This is a genomic window from Serratia sp. 14-2641, assembly GCF_001692375.1.
In the GTDB taxonomy this organism is placed as follows: Bacteria; Pseudomonadota; Gammaproteobacteria; order Enterobacterales; family Enterobacteriaceae; genus Chania; species Chania fonticola_C.
Genome location: NZ_LXKR01000088.1, coordinates 275,607 through 291,749, shown reverse-complemented (window position 1 = coordinate 291,749; position 16,143 = coordinate 275,607). Strand labels below are relative to the sequence as shown.

The window sequence follows — 16,143 nt, the reverse complement described above, 5'->3', positions numbered from 1 at the left end:
TCGGCACGGCTTTATTGTAGAGGAATATTACACAGCGGCGTAGCGGACACCGAACGTGCGATAAAATCAGTAAAACTTAAAATAAGCCTATTATTAACGCCATTAACTCCACTGGCTATTTTACATAAAGGGCATTAACACCATAGAAACCATAACCCCCATTAAAAACCCTTTTTTATTTTGAACAAAATCACAGCGGTGACTCCAAGCGTTTCTCTATGATGGCCGAACAAACAATAAGAGGCCAGATTATGAGCACAACCGATGATTCCTACCTCATTGCCAAAGATAAAACTGCCGATATTCCGCTGCGTGAAAAGTGGTGGCATATTCTGGATAATTACAAAATAGGGATTATACCGCTGCCATTCTTCGTGCTGGCCGGAGTGCTGATCCTGCTCGACTGCCTGGCAGGTAAATTACCCAGCGATATCGTGGTAATGGTGGCGACACTGGCGTTCTTCGGCTTTGCCTGCGGTGAGTTTGGCAAGCGCCTGCCGCTGGTGGGGAAAATGGGGGCTGCCGCCATCTGTGCCACCTTTATACCCTCCGCACTGGTGCACTATGGTTTGCTGCCGGACGTGGTGGTTGAGTCCACAACCAAATTCTACAAGTCGACTAATATTCTTTATCTCTACATCTGCTGCATTATCGTCGGCAGCATTATGAGCATGAACCGCCAGGTGCTGATCCAGGGTTTCCTGCGTATCTTTGTGCCGATGTTGTGCGGTGAAGTGGCCGGAATGCTGGTCGGGATGGCGGTGGGGATGGCGTTGGGCCTCGATCCGTTCCAGATCTTCTTCTTCCTGATCCTGCCGATCATGGCCGGAGGCGTGGGGGAAGGGGCGATCCCATTGTCGATGGGCTATGCCGCCATTTTGCATATGGAGCAGGGCGTAGCCTTGGGGCGTATCCTGCCGATCGTGATGTTGGGTAGCCTGACGGCGATCGTGATTGCTGGCCTGCTGAACCAATTGGGAAAACGCTATCCACACCTTACCGGCGAAGGCAGCCTGATGCCGAGCAAGCAGGGCGATAGCGAGGTCGCGGCAACGGAGAAACTGAGCGGTAACGTGGATGTCGCCACTATCGCCTGTGGCGCGCTGCTGGCCATCCTGCTGTATATGGTAGGCATGCTGTTACACCGGCTGATCGGCTTGCCGGCCCCGGTGGGAATGTTGTTTGCCGCAGTGGCAGTGAAGCTGGCACACGGCGTTTCGCCACGCATTCAGCAAGGATCGCAGGTGGTGTATAAATTCTTCCGCACCGCCGTGACCTACCCGATCCTGTTTGCCGTGGGCGTAGCGATCACGCCGTGGCAAGAGCTGGTAGATGCCTTCACCGTGCAGAACCTGATTGTGATCGTAGCGACGGTAAGCACGCTGGTGGCCACTGGTTTCCTGGTTGGCAAGAAGATCGGTATGCATCCGATCGACGTGGCCATTGTTTCCTGTTGCCAGAGCGGGCAAGGCGGAACCGGTGACGTGGCGATCCTGACGGCGGGCAACCGGATGTCGCTGATGCCCTTCGCCCAGATCGCAACGCGCATCGGCGGGGCGATTAACGTTTCGCTGTCGCTGCTGGTGTTATCGCATTTCTATTGAGTAGTGTGTTGCCGATTTGCCCCGCGAGGATGCGGGGCTTTTTTTACGCTAGATGGCATCAGGCATTTAGAACGCCCAGTCCTCATCCTCGGTATTCACCGCTTTGCCCATTACGTAGGAAGAGCCGGAGCCAGAGAAGAAATCGTGGTTCTCATCGGCGTTGGGGGACAGCGCAGACAGGATCGCGGGATCCACTTGCGCCATTGCCGGTGGGAACAGCGCTTCGTAGCCCAGATTCATCAGCGCCTTGTTAGCGTTATAGTGCAGGAAGGTCTTCACCTCTTCCGTCCAGCCCACCCCGTCGTAGAGCTCTTCGGTATAACGCACCTCGTTGTCGTACAGATCCTGCAACAAATCGAAGGCAAAGTTCTTCACCTGCTGGCGGCGGGCCGGGCTGGCCTGCTCCAGGCCTTTCTGGAACTTGTAGCCGATATAGTAGCCATGCACCGCCTCGTCGCGAATGATCAGGCGGATCAGATCGGCGGTGTTGGTCAGCTTGGCCCGGCTCGACCAGTACATAGGCAGATAAAAGCCGGAATAGAACAGGAACGACTCCAGAAACACGCTGGCGACCTTTTTCAACAGCGGATCGTCGCTGCGATAGTGCGCCAGAATGATGCTGGCTTTTTTCTGTAGCGTGGTGTTTTCCTCGCTCCAGCGGTAGGCCTCGTCAACATCCCGGGTTTGGCACAGGGTGGAGAATATCGAACTGTAGGAACGGGCGTGTACCGCCTCCATAAAGCTGATATTGGAATACACCGCCTCTTCGTGCGGGGTGATGGAATCGGCGATCAGTGCCGGAGCGCCAACGGTATTCTGGATGGTATCCAGCAGCGTCAGCCCGGTAAATACGCGGATGGTGAGCTGCTGCTCCTTGGCGGTCAGCGTGGCCCAGGACGGAATATCGTTCGACAGCGGCACCTTTTCCGGCAGCCAGAAGTTGCTGGTCAGGCGGTTCCACACCTCCAGATCCTTGTCGTCATCAATCTTGTTCCAGTTGATGGCCTGCACTCGTTGCATCGTCATAATTTTCCTCACAGCGTGCAGGACACGCAGCCCTGCACCTCGGTCCCTTCCAACGCCATCTGGCGCAGGCGGATGTAATAAATGGTTTTGATGCCTTTACGCCAGGCGTAGATTTGCGCGCGGTTAATATCGCGGGTGGTGGCGGTATCGCGGAAGAACAACGTCAGCGATAGCCCCTGATCCACATGCTGCGTGGCGGCGGCGTAGGTATCGATAATCTTTTCCGGGCCAATTTCGTAGGCGTCCTGGTAATACTCCAGGTTGTCGTTGGTCATGTAAGGGGCAGGGTAATAGACCCGACCAATCTTGCCCTCCTTGCGGATCTCGATGCGTGAGACGATCGGATGGATGCTGGAGGTCGAGTTATTGATGTAGGAGATGGAGCCGGTAGGCGGCACCGCCTGCAGGTTCTGGTTATACAGCCCGTGCATCATCACGGCAGCGCGCAATGCCAACCATTCCTCACGCCCAGGTATGGTGATAGTGGCGTTGGCAAACAGTTCGCGCACCCGTGCGGTTTTTGGCTGCCACTCCTGCTCGATATATTTGCTGAAATACTCCCCACTGGCGTAGGTGGAGTTCTCGAAACCGGCAAAACTGCTGCCGCGCGCTATTGCCAGCCGGTTGGAGGCGAGCAGGGCGTGGTAGGTCACGGTGTAGAAGTAGATATTGGTGAAATCGATCCCTTCGTCCGAACCGTAAAAGATGCGCTCGCGCGCCAGATAGCCGTGCAGGTTCATCTGGCCGAGGCCGATGGCATGGGAGGCCTGATTCCCGGCGGCGATAGACGGCACCGAGCCGATATCGCTCATATCCGCTACCGCCGTCAGCCCGTAGATCGCGGTTTCCACCGCCTTGCCGAAATCGGGGGCATCCATGACTTTGGCAATGTTCAGCGAGCCAAGGTTACAGGAGATATCTTTGCCGATCTCGGCATAGCTCAGATCCTGATGGTAACGGCTGGCGCTGTTGACCTGCAGGATCTCCGAGCACAGGTTGCTCATATTGATGCGCCCGGCGATCGGATTGCTGCGGTTGACCGTATCTTCAAACATCATGTACGGATAACCGGATTCGAATTGGATCTCCGCCAGCAGCTGGAAAAATTCACGGGCGTTGATGCGGGATTTGCGAATGCGCTTGTCATCCACCATCTCACGGTATTTTTCGCTAACGCTAATCTCTGACAGCGGCACTCCATAAACCTGTTGCACATCGTAGGGAGAGAACAGGTACATCTCTTCGTTATTTTTTGCCAATTCGAAGGTGATATCCGGGATCACCACCCCCAGCGACAGGGTTTTGATGCGGATTTTTTCGTCGGCATTTTCCCGCTTGGTATCCAGGAAGCGCAGAATGTCTGGGTGATGGGCGTGCAGATACACCGCCCCAGCGCCTTGACGTGCCCCCAGTTGATTGGCGTAAGAAAAGGCATCTTCCAGCATTTTCATTATCGGGATCACCCCGGAAGACTGGTTCTCAATGCGCTTGATCGGGGCGCCAACCTCGCGGATATTGCTCAGCAGAAAGGCCACACCACCGCCGCGTTTGGAGAGTTGCAGTGCCGAATTCACCGCGCGGCCAATCGACTCCATATTGTCTTCAATACGCAGCAGGAAGCAGGAAACCAGCTCGCCGCGCTGCTGTTTGCCGCAGTTGAGGAAGGTGGGCGTCGCGGGTTGGAAACGCCCGGAGATGATCTCCTCCACCAGATCCTGTGCCAGCGCGGTATCACCCGCCGCCAGCCGCAACGCCACCATGCACACCCGGTCTTCATAGCGTTCCAGATAGCGCTGGCCATCGAAGGTTTTCAGCGTGTAGCTGGTGTAATACTTGAAGGCGCCGAGGAAGGTCTCGAAGCGGAATTTCCTGGCATAGGCCTGTTGGAACAGCTGCTTGATAAAGGCAAACTCATACTGCTCCAGCACCGCCGCTTCGTAATATCCCTCATCCACCAGATAGCGCAATTTCTCCGCCAGGTTGTGGAAGAACACGGTGTTTTGGTTTACGTGCTGCAAAAAGTATTGCCTGGCGGCCAGCCGATCCTTATCGAACTGGATGCGCCCTTCGGCGTCGTAAAGGTTGAGCATCGCGTTGAGCGAATGGTAATCCAGCGTGGCGCTGGTGGGCCTGGTCAGTTCTGTCGTTGCCAAAATGCGGTGACTCCCTGTTGAACGATAGCGACGTCTTGTGTGGTGCCGAGAAGCTCAAAACGATAAAGCACCGGTACCTGGCATTTTTTGGCGATGATGTCACCGGCGATGCCATACGCGGCGCCGAAATTGGTGTTACCTGCGGCAATCACACCGCGCAGGTAAGCGCGATTCTGCGGATCATTGAGAAAACGGATCACCTGGATCGGTACGGCACCGACGCTGCTGCCGCCGCCGTAACTGGGCACAATCAGGATATAAGGGTGCTCCATCAGCACTTTTTTACTGCCAGCGATCGGGATGCGTATTGCGGGCAGTGCCAGCTTCTCAACGAATCTGTGGGTGTTCTCCGAACTGCTGGAGAAGTAGACCAGCGGATCCATGGCACACCTCAGGAGGTTAGGGCGTTGGCTAACGCGCCAATCTTGTCCGGGCGGAAACCAGACCAGTGATCGTCACCGGCGATAATCACCGGCACCTGCTGATAGCCCAGTGATTTAACATGGTTCAGCGCTTGCTGATCCTGGGTCAGATCGACCACGCGATAGTCGATCCCTTGTCTATCCAGGGCTCGGTAGGTGGCATTGCACTGGACACAATCTGGTTTAGTGTAAATAATAATACTCATGATTCGCATTTACCTTTTATGTTGAAGGAAAGGCGGATAAGTCAGAAAGTTGAGCATGATAGGGCGTTTCTGACGGCGTCACCAACCCAAGCGTTTCCCCCTGCGCTGATGAATGAATACTATATGTTGATATTTATATTATCAACATAACTATATGTAGTGTTTTTCGGTTTTTGGTGCGCAGGCCGCGCCGAGGCTGGAAAAGCGGTGGGGAAATATTTTTTGCGATGAAGATCGAGCAGGCCGGGTTGCCCCGGCCAGCAAAATTACTGCCGCATGCTGACTGCCAGGCGGTTAAAGGCGTTCATAATGCTGATGGCAAAGGTCAGATCGCTGATTTCGGCATCGCTGAAATGGGCTTTCAGGGCGTCAAAGGCGTTGGCCGGTGCGCCGGTTGCCGCAATCAGGGTGACCGCTTCGGCCCATTCCAACGCGGCACGTTCTGCCTCGCTGAATTCATGGCTGACGCGCCAGCCCGCCAGCGTATCCAGCTTGGCGTGGCTCGCTCCCCCTGCACGCAGCGCTTTGCCGTGCATATCCAGGCAGAAAGCGCAGCCGTTGATTTGCGAAACGCGCATAAACATCAGCTCAATGATCGCTTTATCCAGCGGGCCTTTCTCTAATCCCCCCAATGCGCTCACCATGGCTTTATAAGGGGCCGGTGACAGTTCGGCGTACTGCAAACGTTGCTTGATCATGTTCAAACCTCGGATTAATGGCGTAACCAATGTACGGCGCTACTTTAGCCGCGATATGGTCTATGCTATAGAGCCATAAAATGATTATTTAACCAGGCCATGACACGTAGTGCTTATCAATTTAGACGGCCCATTTCCCCTCACCCCAGCCCTCTCCCAATGTACGGTTCGAGGTTCGTCACGAACACTTGTGTGGGGGAGAGGGAGCCAGTCCGGAGTCGCCGTTGGGCGCCGGTGGTCATTTGTGGCACGGTATGTCCCCTCTCCCTGTGGGAGAGGGTTAGGGTGAGGGGGATTAAGCCATGACACGTCATATTTTTGCTGCCCTACGGCTGGATCACCAGCAGGCTGAGCCCCTGTACCGGCAGATCTATCTGCGGATTAAAGACGCTATCGTGCAGGGAACCCTGGTGGCCAACAGCCGTTTACCTTCGGTGCGCGGCTTGGCTAGCGATCTGGGGGTAGCGCGTGCGACGGTTGAGAATGCTTACGCTGCGCTGGTGGCTGAAGGTTTTCTGCAAAGCCGGGGCCAGGCGGGAACCTATGTTTCCTCCCAGTTGCTGAAAATGCCTGAGCGCACCGAGCTGTCAGCGGTACCCACCTTGGCGGCTCCGGCACCTTCCGCATTTCAGTCTCATCCCGCCGGGCCGACTCAACCCTTCCAGCTTGGCCTGCCCGCGCTGGATGTCTTCCCACGGGCGGTATGGCAGCGCATCGTTGCCCGGCAGCTGCGTGGCACCACTATGGCTTCATTGGCACACCCACCCCCTAATGGTCTGCCGGAACTGCGCGAGGCAATTGTCCATTACCTGCACCTTTCTCGTGGCATCGTCTGTCGGCCGGAACAGGTATTTATCTGCGCGGGTTATCAGGCTTTGATAGAGCTGGTGATCAACGCGCTGTTGAAACCGGGAGAGGCGGTCTGGCTGGAGGACCCAGGTTATCCGGTTACCCAGCCGCTGTTTAGTGCCGCCGGAATGCAAATTGTTCCAGTGCCGGTTGATGAGGAAGGGATGAATATTGACGCCGGTATTGCCACCCGGCCAGACGCCCGCATGGCGGTGCTGACGCCGACTCACCAAAGCCCGCTGGGTGTTACCCTCAGCCTGGCCAGGCGTATGGCGCTGCTGGATTGGGCAACCCGTCACTCGGCCTGGATTATCGAAGACGATTACGACAGCGAGTGTCGCTACTACGGCAAACCCTTGCCGCCGTTAAAAAGCCTCGATCGTCAGGGGCGGGTACTCTACGCCGGGACCTTCAGCAAAACCCTGTTTCCGGCGTTACGCATGGCCTATCTGGTGGTACCGGATGAGCAGACGGCGGCTTTTGAGCGCTGTAGCCAGCTGCGAGGCTGCGGTTGCCCACCGTTACTGCAAGCCGGAGTGGCCGATTTTATCAACGGCGGGCATTTTTACCGCCATCTAAAGCGCATGCGGTTGCTGTATCGCCAGCGGCGCGCATGGTTGGTGCAGGCCCTGACACAGCGGCTTGCAGCCTATTTGACGGTGGCACCGCAGGCAGGGGGGATCCAGATGCTGGCTCGTCTGAATGCGGGGTTCAATGACAGTGAGCTGGCGAAGAGAGCCTGGCAACAGGGGTTGTCGATACAGGCATTGTCGGATTGGCAGATGTCCTCGCCTGCCGATAATGGCCTATTGATGGGCTTTGGTAACTTCACCAGCTATAGCGAAGCAGAGCGCGCGGTGGAGCGGCTGGCGGCGATTATCGAGAGCGGAAAATAAAGCGGCCCACGGAAAACCGTGGGCCAGACGCACATCTGTTTTTATGGTTAAAACCAGCTACATGGGTTAACGCCGAGCAAGCAAGACGCCGAGCACGATACCAACAGCAGCACCGATGCCTACACCCTGCCAAGGTTTGTCTCGTACATAGCTATCGGCATTGCCAACTGCGTCGCGAGCATGTTGTGTGAGGCTGCTGGAACCGCTGAAGCGAGCACGGGCGTCGCGTAATATCCCTTTTGCCTTGCTGTGCAGTTCATGCAGTTCTTCTTTGGTCTTGCTGCTGGAGTCGCGTAATACTTCATCCAGCGTATCGGCCAGCAGGTTCACGTCCTGATCGATGTCTCGTTCTACTTTATCTGTCTTGTTAAACATTCGACTCTCCGTTACGACACATGTCCTTTAAGTGTAGACCATTTTGGGAAATGTGCTGGCGATCACGAAAATTAATGGCTATCCCCGCGAATAACGAGGCTTTTTTTGGGCATCACCCCAGCCTGAGGGCCGGGCTACAAGCTCTGTACATTTGGTTACTCGGCGAAACCAATCACTCACGGAAGCGGCGGATTGATTCCTCTACTATCTCTTCAACGGCCCAACCGGGCTTACCGATAAACACTCTCTGAGGATTTAAAGATGAAAAAAGTATTAGCGCTGATCGTTGCTGCCACCATGGGCCTGTCTTCTGTTGCTTTCGCTGCTGATACTGCGGCTGCACCGGCACCAACTGCGGCTCCTACTACTGCGGCTCCTGCGGCTGAGAAAGCTCCAGCTAAAGCGACTCACCACAAGAAAGAACACAAGAAAGCCACCAAAAAAGCACCAGAGCAGAAAGCTCAGGCCGCTAAAAAGCACAGCAAAAAAGCGCCAGTAGCTCAGAAAGCTCAGGCTGCCAAAAAGCACCACAAAGCCGCCACCAAACCAGCTCAAAAAGCTCAGGCCGCTAAAAAACACCACAAAGCTGCTGCTACCAAAGCGCCAGTAGCTCAGAAGGCTCAGGCTGCTAAAAAGCACCACAAAGCCGCAGCTAAACCAGCTCAGAAAGCCCAGGCTGCTAAAAAACACCACAAATCAAGCAAGAAAGCCGCGGCTCCAGCTGCTAAATAAGTGAAGTTAGCGGAGCCGTCAAAGGTTCCGCATCCTCTGCTGAATACTCTGACACCCGGTTTTCCGGGTGTCTTCTTTTGAGGTGAGGTCATCATGATGAACCGCTACCTGTTTGAAGTGATCTTCAGTGCCGTCACGCTATGTGGTCTGGTGGTGGCCTGGCAATTGTTCCTGGCCAGCAGCTTCCTGTAATTATTGCCCGATAGGCGTTTCGTGCAGGTGCAGCCAGCGTAGCCCGTCGGCGGTCTGGGTAAAGACCACGGTAGAATAACGCAGGGTCGCAGGTTGGCCTGGCAGCGTTTGCTTCTCGCGATAGTTGACTACGGCCCCTGTTGCCCATTCTGCGACCATGTTCATTTCTTCGATCGCAATCTCCAGCCCTGGCTTTGCATCCCGATGTGCCAGGAAAAATCCTGCCAGTTCGTTGGATCCCAGCTTGCTGCCGTTTAGGGCAATCATGGAAAAATCTGCGTGAAACCGTGCCAAGAGCGGTTGCCGTTCCCCAGCCCCTTTTCCCAGCCAGTCGGCGATAGCCACATGGGCGTCAATCACTTCGGTAAAATAACGATTCATCAGGATCCCTGTTCAGCGTTGAGATGGCGCACGATGGCGCGGTTGGTAATACGCAGGCACAGCAGCATCGGGAACAGCGTACTGGCTGCAGCGAGATAAAAACAGTAACGGTAGGCCATGAGCGGTTCCATATGGCCGAGCAACAGATTGAGCAACAGGCTGAGCAGGGTAACGCCAAAGCAAAAGCTCAACTGGCGGTTGATATTCCATAACGCGCTGGCATCGGCCAACTGGGTGTCGGCAATGGTGAGAAAGGCGCAGCTTTGTGCCGTGCTGCTACACAGGCTGCCACCCAGCCCCATCAAGGCAAACGCGAAAATTTGCCAGCTATGCTGCCCGGCATCACCGATCTGGGATAAGGCCAGCATCCCCAGCCCTTGCAAAACACAACCGGCAATAAACAGCGGGCGTGGGCCGCAACGGTTGAAAACCTTGCCGGTCAGGGTGATGGCGGCGAAAGAGGCCAGTGACCAGGGAACCATCAGCCCGCCAACCTGAGTGGCCGACATACCCAGCTGGTTTTGCAGATACAGCATAGCCACCAGGCTGACGCCGATGAACAGACCAGGGATACACTGGTAGACGACCATGGCGATGCGCAACTGCGGATCCCGCACCAGCCGCAGATTTAGCAGCGGGTGCGGATGGTGCAGGCTATGCCGCAGGTAGTAAGCAAACACTAACAGTCCAGCGAACAGCAAGATTGCACCTTGCAACAGCAAATGGGGTTCGCTCAGACGGGTCAGGCCAAGCAGGATCAATGTGAGTGCCAGACAAGCGCTAATCAGCCCGGTGACGTCCAGCCGCTTAACCTCGCTCGCCGCAGGCTCGTTACGCAGCCACAGAATAGCCAACAGCAGAGCCAGTGCCGCCAGAGGCAGATTGCTAAAAAACACCCAGCGCCAGTCAAGATGATCGACAATCAGGCCACCTAATGCCGGGGAGAGCGCCGGAGCCAGCAGCCCCACCAGCATGATGGCGGCAGAAAGCCCGGCGCGTTCATGGTTGCGAAACAGCTGATAGGTGAGCGTTTGGCCAATCGGGATCAGCAACCCTCCTCCCATACCTTGTATCACCCGCCAGCCGATCAGTTCTTCGATCGAGCCAGCGCGGCCTGCCGCCGTGGTTGCCAGCATAAACAGCACCAACGACAGTAAAAAAACCTGCCGCCCGCCAATACGTTGCGCTAGCCAGGCGCTGATCGGGATCACCAGCGTCAGACCAAGCAGGTAACCATTACTGATCCAGGCCAATTGGCTGATGCTGGCCTGCAAAGCGTGGCCGATCGCTGGGTAGGCGACGTTGGCGATAAACATGTTGATCAGATCGACAAAGAATCCGAGCAGATAGACGATTGCCACTTTAGTGCGATAAGCCATGAAGCCTCCGGTTGAAGGCGTGCAGTGTAGCGGGCGGGAAAGGGCTGATAAATCGGCGCTGGGCGATTACACTGTCAAAAATATTTTGACAGTGGGTGAGTGAAAGATGCTCAATTTAGCCAGGTTAGCGATGTTTGCGGCGGTGGTCGATACCGGCAGTTTTACCGCTGCGGCGGAGGCGTTGGGGCAAACCAAGGCGGTGGTCAGTTTTAACATCAAGCAGTTGGAAAGCGAGCTAGGCGTTTCATTGCTGGTGCGCAGTACGCGGCGGCTGTCACTCACCGATGCTGGCGAGCGTTTTTATCCACGTTGCCAACGGCTATTACAGGATGCGGAATACCTGCTCGACGATGTGCGCCGCGATCATCATGGCTTGAGTGGCATTCTGCGCATCACCAGCACGCCGGAATATGGTGCGCAAGTGGTGGTTCCTGCCTTGGCCGCCTTCGCGCAGTTGCATCCGCGCTTACGCATTCAGCACGTTTCTTCTTCCTACCATGCGGATCTGATTTCCGAGCGGTTTGACGTGGCTATCCGCCTGGGCCAACTGGCGGACTCCAATCATCATGCAGCGCTGATCGATAATTTCGCTATCTTACCGGTGGCGGCACCGGCCTATCTGGCACAGTGGCCGATCGCGTCACTGCCTCAACTGGCTCAGGCTGCCTGGCTGGCCCACAGCCGTCTCCCTTCACCGCTGAGTTGGCAAGTGCTCACCCCTGAACGTCAGGCGGTGTTATTCAAAGTGGAAGATGACGCCAGGTTGATGGCCGATAGCGCCACTGCGTTGCTGACTTTCGCGTTACAGGGGGCGGGTGTGGCCCTGCTGCCAGAATGGTTGGTACGGCCCGTTATTGCTAACGGGCAATTGTGCCACCTGCTGCCAGATCACCAGTTCCCGGTACAGAGCATTTATGCGCTTTATCCCAACACGCGCCATGTGCCGGAGAAGGTGCGGGGGTTTATTGATTTCCTGCGGGCGAGGATAGCCACGGCTGAATAAAAGCCAGCACGGCAGCGATGGTTTGCTGGTGGGCGCGTTCACGCTCGGCGGGCGAAGAGCCACAGATAAAGGCTTCTCCTTCTTCAGCTAATATCTCCGGGGCGGCTGGAGTACAACGCTGTAAGAAATCAAAGTGATTGCTGCCCGGTAAGACAATGGCCTTGATCGGCTGCTGCCCGCTGTTGGCAGCCAGCGACTCAGCTCCCAGGCTTTCTGGATCGTTGCCCGGCATAAAGTGTTGTGCGGCGATGACCAGCAGCGGCGCGCTGATTTGGCGCAGGCTGGCCGGTTGCAGATAGGGCACCATGCCTGGGTCCATGGCGATGGCGAAGCGGATGCGGGCATCGGTGTAATTAGCGTCAAATTGGGTGGCAGAGATACTGTTCTTGTTTACGCCAGCATAAAACTGGCAGTTAGGCGAGCGTGGCTGCTGTTGGCAACCGGCAATAAAATCCTTTAGCGCGACTCGGCCACCAATCGCAGAGATGGCGCTATAGCCACCTTTGGAATGCCCCGCCACGCCAATGGCCTGTGTGTTGATCCGCGGTTGCCATGTACCATCCTTCAGCATGGCGCCGATCAGCGCCGAGATATCGCGCGTTTGTTGCCACAGTTCGAGCGATTTTGCCGGGATGGAATCACCGCTGGTACTGCCCGGATGATTGGCTGCAACCACGATCATTCCTTGTTCTACCAACGCCCTCGCCAGCCAGGCTTGGCTGCTATTGTTGCCACCGCTGCCGTGGCTGATGATCATCAGTGGAAAATGCCCGGTTGCTGGCGGGGCGTCTGGCAGAGCAGGGATACCTGCAAATACTGGCCTGCCGCCGACCTGTTGTGGCTGACCTTGAGCGTTTGTGGGGTAATAGATACGGGTGACCAATGGGCGATCGCCGTTATAAAACGTTTGCAAGCGGCTGCCAACCTGCCAAGGGGCGGCGGTGGCGACACAGCTAAACAGTAGGCACAAGATCCATAACTTTTTCATGATGACTCCTTCAAGGGGAAAACCGAACCATCGCATTCGCGTTTTCCTGACGCGACCTCGATCGCGATCCAGGTCGTTAAGCGATTGTTTTAGCTGATTATGGTCTCTACACTGGGGCGATCCCGAATAATTGCAGAGGTAACATGCCACTTATCCCGCTGTCTTTTCTCTTCAGCCTGTTGTGCCTGGCGTTGATCGTGCGCCTTGGTTGGCCACGGCCACACCGTTGGTTGCTACAGCTGTTGCTGTTGATCTGCGCCTGGCAAAGCCTGCTGGTGGGGATCCGTTTTGGCTATCAGCAACCTTGGGTTGCTATTTTGCAACCGCTGGGGGCCGCCCTGATCCCGCCCTTGTGTTATCTGGTGCTGATGCTACAAGCCCGTGGGCCGATGGGCTGGCGCGTCGTTGGGCATCTGACGTTCCCGTTGCTGGTGTTATTGGTACAGTGGCGAGCCTTGGCGGCGCTGGATGGGCTGATCGTTATGGGTTATCTCGGTTACGGCGCGGCTATTTTGCTGTACCTGCGGCGCGGCGAGAATGCTTTGCAGCAGGTGGCGCTGGCGGACAGTTGGCTGAGCTATCGCTTATGGTGCGGATTAGGCGGCCTGCTGATTGTCTGCGGCCTGACCGAGTTGGCGATCACCCTGGATTATTCGCTATTAGCCGGGAGCCATGCTGGCGCGTTGGCGGCCTTTGGCAATGTGATGATGGTCCTGGGAGTAGGATTGGTGCTTGGCCGTGAGCGCCAACAGCCGGGATCAGAAGAGCAGCCCTTGCCACCAGCGAAAACCGAGGCGCTAACAGAGGATGACGAGCATTGCTTTGAGCTGATCAACCAACGGCTACGTCAGGACGATCTCTATCTGGAACCGGCGCTGAACCTGGCCCGGTTAGCGCGCAAGGTGGGCATACCGGCACGTAAGGTCTCCCAGGCGATTAACCAGCAGGCGGGAATGAATGTATCCCAATACGTGAATCAGTTACGCATTCAGCAAGCGGCCCAGTGGTTGAGCGGCAGCGATCGCCCGGTGACCGAGATTATGCTGGAGGCCGGTTTCAGCACCAAATCCAACTTTAACCGTGAGTTTCTACGGGTTCAGGGGATGAGCCCCAGCGAATGGCGTAGGCAACAGGCGGGGGGCCAATAGCTGCAGATTATTCCTAAACCAGAATGAGTACGGATAAATTAATTGTTTCATCTCCTGATTACGGTAAGGTCGCAAAGCTACCCAGAACTGAGAGGAGAAATAGATGTATTTACGGCCGGATGAAGTGGCTAAAGTGTTAGAGAGTACCGGTTTTGAGCGTGATTATATCACCGATCAGACCTACGGTTTTCGCAAGGGCGAGCACTACGTGTATGTGAATCGGGAAGCGCGAATGGGCAGAATGGCGTTGGTGATCCACCCGGCGTTGAAAGAGAAGAGCCTCCATTTTGCCACGCCCACCTCGTTGATGCGTAACAGCGAGCAGTATCTTGAGTTTCCCCTGGATTTAAGCGGTGATACGCCCAACACGCGTTACGGCATTCCTCACGGTTTCAGCTCCCGCGATGCGCTCTCGCGCTATCTCTACAGCATGTTCCTTTAAACTCTCCCCCGTAAGCGGGGGAAAGCTTCACCAGTTGCCCAGCGCTTCCCGGTTATAGCGTTCGTTGTAGGCCCGGCGGAACTGCGCCAGTTCAAACGCATCCAGATCCAGTTCGGCAAAGTAAAACAGCGCCGCTTCGGTGTGCTCGGCATGCAGTTCCGGCGACAGCCCGGCGCGCAGCAGCGTTTCCCGCCACAGGCCAATCTGCTCATCGTCCGCCTGCTTGATAAACGTCAGGTAGATAAACAGCATATAGGCGGCCTGATGCATCTCTTCGGTATAGCCGTTGTTCAACATGCGGATAAAGCTTTGGCTGTGGCGGCTGCCCATCTCCTGCAGCATGGACTCCACCAGCATCGGTTTTACTTTCAGCAAATGCGCCAGTGAATCTATCGCCTTGCGGGTGTCGGAAGTCAGGACACGATAGCCAATAATGAAAACTACGATCAGGGCGGCGATGATGATCCACGTCATGTATGATTTTTACCGTCTTGGTGCGCAGCATACGCGCCCGAAATTGTCAGTGTTGCTCACCGCTGAAATTGTCTGCGGCCCGTTGTTTATTATGCACATGGCGATTAAAGGTGGCGGCATCTTGTGCCAGCGCATCCAAATGGGCACCCAACATCTTGATCTGCTTGACCAGGGCATGCTGTTCCGGCACCGAACTGGCGGTGCTCAGTTTGTTGACCAGCTGTTCATTCTGCATGCGCAGGGCGGTTTCACGCCGTTGCGCTTCGGCCAACTGCTGTTGCAGAGCCTGGTAGCTCTGTTGCCATTCACGGTGCTGCTGTTCGAAGCTGGCTTGTAACTCATTCATTGCATTCTGAAACTGGATTTCCAGCTCGCGCATATTCATGGGTTGGATCCTTTGCGGCACTCAATAATGGCCTGCAGTATAACGAAAACCGCTCACAACCTCACCCGTTGCCGTCAATTCCTCACTTGCAACCCTGACGAGGCGTCTTACAATCAAGCCATTCCCACTAAAAGCAATAGCCCGCCGGTGGGTGAAATCTCCCGAGAGTGATGTGAAATGAACGACGAAGAGAACGATTTTTTTGCCCAGGCGATGACCGATGTGAAGCCGTTATCCGCGGGGCAACCCACGCTGTACCTCAAGGCGCAGGATCCTGTCGATAAACGTGCGCGCCGGGAAGCTCAGGCGTTACAGTTGGAGAACTTCCTCAGCACCGGCTTTCTGGACATTATTCCCTGCGATACCCCGTTGGAATATAAGGGCGAAGGTATTCAGCAAGGGGTGCTAGACAAGCTGCGTCACGGCCACTATCCACCGCAAGTCAGCCTCAATCTGCTGCGCCAGCCTGTCGAGAGCTGCCGCCAAGCGCTGTTCCGCTTTATCATCCAGGCGGAGAAAGACAGCCTGCGTTCGTTGCTGATTGTGCATGGCCGTGGGCGGACAGATCAAAGCCATCCGAATATCATCCGCAGCTACCTGGCCAAATGGCTGGAGCAGTTTGAACAGGTGCAGGCGTTTTGCCGGGCACTGCCACGTGACGGTGGTGAGGGGGCGTGCTACGTCACCTTGCGCAAGTCTGCCGCAGCCAAGGCGGATAACTTCGAACGCCATGCCAAACATAGCCGTTAAGGTGTGAGCATGGCGGCGCAGGGGAGCGCCGCCATAGAGG

General features: G+C 55.9%; 18 protein-coding genes. 7 read left to right on the top strand and 11 right to left on the bottom strand.

All coding sequences use genetic code 11. The features are described from left to right. Positions 1-251: 251 nt before the first annotated feature. Positions 252-1,604 (top strand): 2-hydroxycarboxylate transporter family protein, encoded by a 1,353-nt coding sequence (locus A6U95_RS26675; RefSeq protein ID WP_065686674.1) that lies wholly within the window; start codon positions 252-254, stop codon positions 1,602-1,604. 66 nt (positions 1,605-1,670) lie between these two features. Here the strand turns inward: A6U95_RS26675 and nrdF are convergent, their stop codons facing one another. The 5 genes from nrdF to A6U95_RS26650 form a co-directional block, all read right to left on the bottom strand. Continuing rightward, on the bottom strand, positions 1,671-2,630 hold the full coding sequence (gene nrdF, locus A6U95_RS26670; protein WP_065686673.1) for a class 1b ribonucleoside-diphosphate reductase subunit beta: 960 nt from the start codon (positions 2,628-2,630) through the stop codon (positions 1,671-1,673). An 8-nt stretch (positions 2,631-2,638) separates the two neighbouring features. Beyond that, positions 2,639-4,783, bottom strand: coding sequence for a class 1b ribonucleoside-diphosphate reductase subunit alpha (gene nrdE, locus A6U95_RS26665; RefSeq protein ID WP_074423410.1), 2,145 nt, complete (start codon positions 4,781-4,783; stop codon positions 2,639-2,641). After that, positions 4,765-5,166 (bottom strand): class Ib ribonucleoside-diphosphate reductase assembly flavoprotein NrdI, encoded by a 402-nt coding sequence (gene nrdI, locus A6U95_RS26660; RefSeq protein ID WP_021178960.1) that lies wholly within the window; start codon positions 5,164-5,166, stop codon positions 4,765-4,767. Before nrdI ends, nrdE begins: the two co-directional genes overlap by 19 nt. Positions 5,167-5,174: 8 nt before the next feature. Beyond that, the gene (gene nrdH / locus A6U95_RS26655) at positions 5,175-5,411 is read right to left on the bottom strand and encodes a glutaredoxin-like protein NrdH (protein ID WP_024484825.1); all 237 of its coding nucleotides are present in this window, start codon (positions 5,409-5,411) and stop codon (positions 5,175-5,177) included. A gap of 266 nt (positions 5,412-5,677) precedes the next feature. Then, complete coding sequence (locus A6U95_RS26650; protein ID WP_065686672.1) at positions 5,678-6,109, bottom strand: carboxymuconolactone decarboxylase family protein; 432 nt, start codon at positions 6,107-6,109, stop codon at positions 5,678-5,680. 302 nt (positions 6,110-6,411) lie between these two features. Here A6U95_RS26650 and A6U95_RS26645 point away from each other — a divergent pair, with 302 nt between their 5' ends. Continuing rightward, entirely contained in the window at positions 6,412-7,854 is a 1,443-nt protein-coding gene (locus A6U95_RS26645) for a PLP-dependent aminotransferase family protein (protein ID WP_065686671.1), read from the top strand. Positions 7,855-7,920: 66 nt separating this feature from the next. Here A6U95_RS26645 and A6U95_RS26640 read toward each other — a convergent pair whose 3' ends face one another. Next, positions 7,921-8,229, bottom strand: a complete 309-nt coding sequence (locus tag A6U95_RS26640) for a YqjD family protein (protein WP_024530922.1) — start codon at positions 8,227-8,229, stop codon at positions 7,921-7,923. Between the two features lie 261 nt (positions 8,230-8,490). On the opposite strand from A6U95_RS26640, the gene asr reads away from it, so the two are divergent. Beyond that, positions 8,491-8,961, top strand: a complete 471-nt coding sequence (gene asr / locus A6U95_RS26635; protein WP_024530923.1) for an acid resistance repetitive basic protein Asr — start codon at positions 8,491-8,493, stop codon at positions 8,959-8,961. Between the two features lie 192 nt (positions 8,962-9,153). Here the strand turns inward: asr and A6U95_RS26630 are convergent, their stop codons facing one another. Continuing rightward, the gene (locus A6U95_RS26630) at positions 9,154-9,534 is read right to left on the bottom strand and encodes a DUF4440 domain-containing protein (protein ID WP_065686670.1); all 381 of its coding nucleotides are present in this window, start codon (positions 9,532-9,534) and stop codon (positions 9,154-9,156) included. Further along, on the bottom strand, positions 9,534-10,913 hold the full coding sequence (locus tag A6U95_RS26625; protein ID WP_065686669.1) for an MFS transporter: 1,380 nt from the start codon (positions 10,911-10,913) through the stop codon (positions 9,534-9,536). Before A6U95_RS26625 ends, A6U95_RS26630 begins: the two co-directional genes overlap by 1 nt. Before the next feature lie 106 nt (positions 10,914-11,019). Between A6U95_RS26625 and A6U95_RS26620 the strand changes: the two genes are divergently transcribed. Next, positions 11,020-11,916, top strand: a complete 897-nt coding sequence (locus A6U95_RS26620) for a LysR family transcriptional regulator (RefSeq protein WP_065686668.1) — start codon at positions 11,020-11,022, stop codon at positions 11,914-11,916. Here A6U95_RS26620 and A6U95_RS26615 read toward each other — a convergent pair. Further along, complete coding sequence (locus A6U95_RS26615; RefSeq protein WP_065686667.1) at positions 11,876-12,904, bottom strand: dienelactone hydrolase; 1,029 nt, start codon at positions 12,902-12,904, stop codon at positions 11,876-11,878. The two genes, A6U95_RS26620 and A6U95_RS26615, sit on opposite strands and share 41 nt — an antisense overlap. Before the next feature lie 143 nt (positions 12,905-13,047). On the opposite strand from A6U95_RS26615, the gene A6U95_RS26610 reads away from it, so the two are divergent. After that, positions 13,048-14,052 (top strand): AraC family transcriptional regulator, encoded by a 1,005-nt coding sequence (locus tag A6U95_RS26610; protein ID WP_065686666.1) that lies wholly within the window; start codon positions 13,048-13,050, stop codon positions 14,050-14,052. 103 nt (positions 14,053-14,155) lie between these two features. Continuing rightward, the gene (locus A6U95_RS26605; protein WP_021807637.1) at positions 14,156-14,494 is read left to right on the top strand and encodes a DUF2002 family protein; all 339 of its coding nucleotides are present in this window, start codon (positions 14,156-14,158) and stop codon (positions 14,492-14,494) included. A gap of 27 nt (positions 14,495-14,521) precedes the next feature. Here A6U95_RS26605 and A6U95_RS26600 read toward each other — a convergent pair whose 3' ends face one another. Next, entirely contained in the window at positions 14,522-14,968 is a 447-nt protein-coding gene (locus tag A6U95_RS26600) for a DUF1198 family protein (protein WP_021807638.1), read from the bottom strand. Between the two features lie 46 nt (positions 14,969-15,014). Beyond that, positions 15,015-15,353 carry an MbeD/MobD family mobilization/exclusion protein gene (locus tag A6U95_RS26595; protein ID WP_024485125.1) on the bottom strand — a complete coding sequence of 113 codons (339 nt, stop codon included), beginning with the start codon at positions 15,351-15,353 and terminating at the stop codon, positions 15,015-15,017. Between the two features lie 177 nt (positions 15,354-15,530). Here A6U95_RS26595 and smrA point away from each other — a divergent pair, with 177 nt between their 5' ends. After that, a complete protein-coding gene (smrA, locus tag A6U95_RS26590; RefSeq protein ID WP_065686665.1) occupies positions 15,531-16,103 on the top strand; it encodes a DNA endonuclease SmrA in 573 nt (190 codons plus the stop codon). The last annotated feature ends 40 nt before the right edge of the window (positions 16,104-16,143 follow it).

Coding starts and splice junctions, on each gene's coding strand:
- A6U95_RS26675 (WP_065686674.1), top strand. CDS start 252: ATGAGCACAACCGATGATTCCTACCTCATTGCCAAAGATAAAACTGCC.
- nrdF (WP_065686673.1), bottom strand. CDS start 2,630: ATGACGATGCAACGAGTGCAGGCCATCAACTGGAACAAGATTGATGAC.
- nrdI (WP_021178960.1), bottom strand. CDS start 5,166: ATGGATCCGCTGGTCTACTTCTCCAGCAGTTCGGAGAACACCCACAGA.
- nrdH (WP_024484825.1), bottom strand. CDS start 5,411: ATGAGTATTATTATTTACACTAAACCAGATTGTGTCCAGTGCAATGCC.
- A6U95_RS26650 (WP_065686672.1), bottom strand. CDS start 6,109: ATGATCAAGCAACGTTTGCAGTACGCCGAACTGTCACCGGCCCCTTAT.
- A6U95_RS26645 (WP_065686671.1), top strand. CDS start 6,412: ATGACACGTCATATTTTTGCTGCCCTACGGCTGGATCACCAGCAGGCT.
- A6U95_RS26640 (WP_024530922.1), bottom strand. CDS start 8,229: ATGTTTAACAAGACAGATAAAGTAGAACGAGACATCGATCAGGACGTG.
- asr (WP_024530923.1), top strand. CDS start 8,491: ATGAAAAAAGTATTAGCGCTGATCGTTGCTGCCACCATGGGCCTGTCT.
- A6U95_RS26630 (WP_065686670.1), bottom strand. CDS start 9,534: ATGAATCGTTATTTTACCGAAGTGATTGACGCCCATGTGGCTATCGCC.
- A6U95_RS26625 (WP_065686669.1), bottom strand. CDS start 10,913: ATGGCTTATCGCACTAAAGTGGCAATCGTCTATCTGCTCGGATTCTTT.
- A6U95_RS26620 (WP_065686668.1), top strand. CDS start 11,020: ATGCTCAATTTAGCCAGGTTAGCGATGTTTGCGGCGGTGGTCGATACC.
- A6U95_RS26615 (WP_065686667.1), bottom strand. CDS start 12,904: ATGAAAAAGTTATGGATCTTGTGCCTACTGTTTAGCTGTGTCGCCACC.
- A6U95_RS26610 (WP_065686666.1), top strand. CDS start 13,048: ATGCCACTTATCCCGCTGTCTTTTCTCTTCAGCCTGTTGTGCCTGGCG.
- A6U95_RS26605 (WP_021807637.1), top strand. CDS start 14,156: ATGTATTTACGGCCGGATGAAGTGGCTAAAGTGTTAGAGAGTACCGGT.
- A6U95_RS26600 (WP_021807638.1), bottom strand. CDS start 14,968: ATGACGTGGATCATCATCGCCGCCCTGATCGTAGTTTTCATTATTGGC.
- A6U95_RS26595 (WP_024485125.1), bottom strand. CDS start 15,353: ATGAATATGCGCGAGCTGGAAATCCAGTTTCAGAATGCAATGAATGAG.
- smrA (WP_065686665.1), top strand. CDS start 15,531: ATGAACGACGAAGAGAACGATTTTTTTGCCCAGGCGATGACCGATGTG.